Annotated in this window: 3 protein-coding genes; all 3 read left to right on the forward strand. The window is 67.4% G+C overall.

The window, feature by feature from the left end:
• Nucleotides 1–848 (forward strand): bifunctional phosphopantothenoylcysteine decarboxylase/phosphopantothenate--cysteine ligase CoaBC (gene coaBC / locus ACRDSQ_RS24475; RefSeq protein ID WP_431424316.1); only part of this gene is annotated, 848 nt, incomplete at its 5' end.
• A gap of 13 nt (nt 849–861) precedes the next feature.
• On the forward strand, nt 862–2,094 hold the full coding sequence (gene metK / locus ACRDSQ_RS24480) for a methionine adenosyltransferase (RefSeq protein WP_431424317.1): 1,233 nt from the start codon (nt 862–864) through the stop codon (nt 2,092–2,094).
• A gap of 60 nt (nt 2,095–2,154) precedes the next feature.
• Complete coding sequence (locus tag ACRDSQ_RS24485) at nt 2,155–2,559, forward strand: DUF5313 family protein (RefSeq protein ID WP_431424318.1); 405 nt, start codon at nt 2,155–2,157, stop codon at nt 2,557–2,559.
• Nucleotides 2,560–2,653 lie beyond the last annotated feature (94 nt).

Here is a 2,653-nt window from a genome sequence, read left to right on the forward strand (position 1 = left end):
ACGTCGAGGCCCTGCGATCCAGGGGCATCGTCGTGCTCGAGCCCGCGTCCGGTCGGCTCACGGGTGTCGACACCGGTAAGGGTCGTCTCCCTGAGCCGGAGGAGATCTTCGCCGCGGCGTTGAACGCCCTCGCTGCCCGGCCCCACGACCTCGCCGGCCGACACGTGGTCGTGTCCGCGGGCGGTACGCGCGAGTTCCTCGACCCGGTCCGTTTCCTGGGCAACCGCTCGTCCGGCAAGCAGGGCTACGCCCTCGCGCGCACGGCCGTGCAGCGCGGCGCGCGCGTGACGTTGGTCTCCGCGCACACCGCGGCACTGCCCGAGCCCGCGGGCGCGGAGATCGTCAACGCGGGAACCGCGGCCGAATTGCGCGACGCTGTTCACAAATGGGCGGCCGACGCCGATGTAGTGGTCATGGCCGCGGCGGTAGCCGACTTCCGGCCTACCCACCGGGCTGAGTTCAAAATCAAGAAGACCGACGCGGATCCCGACGCGGTGGCTCTCACCCGCAACGCCGATGTGCTGGCCGAGCTGGTCGAGAACCGTCGCCGCGAACCGGGCTCCGACCAGGTCATCGTCGGATTCGCCGCCGAGACCGGCGACAACGGGTCCGATGTGCTCGACCACGCCCGGGCCAAGCTCGCCCGCAAGGGATGCGACTTGCTGGTGGTCAACAGGGTGGGAGAAGGCAAAGCGTTCGAGACCGAGGACAATGAAGGTTGGTTGCTCAGCGCGGACGGCACGGAACGCTCTATCGCGTTCGGTTCCAAAGCGCAAGTGGCGTCCGAGGTCTGGGACGCCGTGGTGAGCACGATCCGACGGTCGCGGCGCGACACGCCGCCTGGATAAAGTGAAGGCGATTATGTCTTCGGATGAGGTGGGGTTAGTCGTGAGTGAAACAGGCAGCCGCCGACTGTTCACTTCGGAGTCGGTCACCGAGGGGCATCCGGACAAGATCTGCGACGCGATCAGTGACTCCGTCCTGGACGCGCTGCTCTCGAAGGACCCGCGTTCGCGCGTCGCCGTCGAGACGCTGGTGACCACCGGACAGGTGCATGTCGCCGGCGAGGTGACCACCGAGGCGTACGCGGACATCCCGTCCATCGTGCGCGAGGTCATCCTCGGCATCGGGTATGACTCCTCGGCCAAGGGTTTCGACGGCAACTCGTGTGGCGTGAACGTCGCCATCGGGTCGCAGTCCCCGGACATCGCCCAGGGCGTCGACACCGCGTACGAGTCGCGCGTGGACCACGCGCAGGACGAGATCGACCGCCAGGGCGCGGGCGACCAGGGTCTGATGTTCGGCTACGCCTGCATGGACACCCCGGAGCTCATGCCGCTGCCGATCGCGCTCGCGCACCGGCTCGCGAAGCGGCTCACCAAGGTCCGCAAGGACGGTGTGCTGCCGTACCTGCGTCCGGACGGCAAGACCCAGGTCACCATCGAGTACGACGGCGACCGCGCGGTCCGCCTGGACACGGTCGTCGTGTCCAGCCAGCACGCCGAGGGCGTCGACCTGGAGAAGCTGCTCGGCGTCGACGTGCGTGAGCAGGTCGTGCTGCCGGAGCTGGCGGACCTCGACATCGACACCGAGAACGTGCGCCTGCTGGTCAACCCGACCGGCCGCTTCGTCATCGGTGGCCCGATGGGCGACGCCGGCCTGACCGGCCGCAAGATCATCGTCGACACCTACGGCGGCATGTCCCGCCACGGTGGTGGCGCGTTCTCCGGCAAGGACCCGTCCAAGGTCGACCGCTCGGCCGCGTACGCGATGCGCTGGGTCGCGAAGAACGCCGTCGCGGCGGGACTTGCTTCGCGTATCGAGGTGCAGGTCGCATACGCGATCGGCAAGGCCGCCCCCGTGGGCCTGTTCGTCGAGACGTTCGGGACTGAGAACGCCGACCCGCTGAAGATCCAGCAGGCCATTCGTGAGGTCTTCGACCTCCGTCCCGCGGCGATCATCCGCGACCTGGACCTGCTGCGGCCCATCTACGCGCCGACGTCGGCGTACGGCCACTTCGGCCGCCCGGAGCTGGACCTGCCGTGGGAGCGCACGGACCGTGCGGACGACCTCAAGCAGGCCGTCGGTCACTAGGTTGTTCCCAAGCGGCCGGTGTTCAGGGTGATCAAGCCACCTGGACGCCGGCCGCTTAGCATGTCCGGTGTGGTCCGAGACCGTCCTGGCCCGTTGCGGTGGCTTTGGTATGCCGTCGGGGGAAGCCTGCCCGACCGGTTTCGGCACTGGGTGCTGTGGGACCTGACGTGTCGGACATGGGTTTTCCGCCACCTGGCAAGGTCGCTGGTGCTGTTGGCGCCGTGGTGGTTGCTCATGCTGGTTCCAGGCCCGTTGTCCCTGCGGTTCTCGATGGTCACGTTGGCTTACATCACGGGCTTGTACTTCGCGATGTCCTTCATGGAGCACGCGTCGGAGAGACGATTGGTGAAACACGGATACCCGGCGGGCCTGAACCGCAGGATTCGTGAAGAGGCCGAGCCGCACGATCGGGCGGAAGTGGTCGCGATGTACGCGGCCTACCACGATCACCGTTTCGACCCCTGAGAAAGCTCAGCCATTCGTGGCGGTTGCGGCGTGTGCGGAAGCTGATCTCATGAACACATGAGCGAACGACTGCCCGCCAGAATGCGAGCACTGG

The organism is Actinokineospora sp. (genome assembly GCF_050699995.1).
GTDB lineage: Bacteria > Actinomycetota > Actinomycetes > Mycobacteriales > Pseudonocardiaceae > Actinokineospora.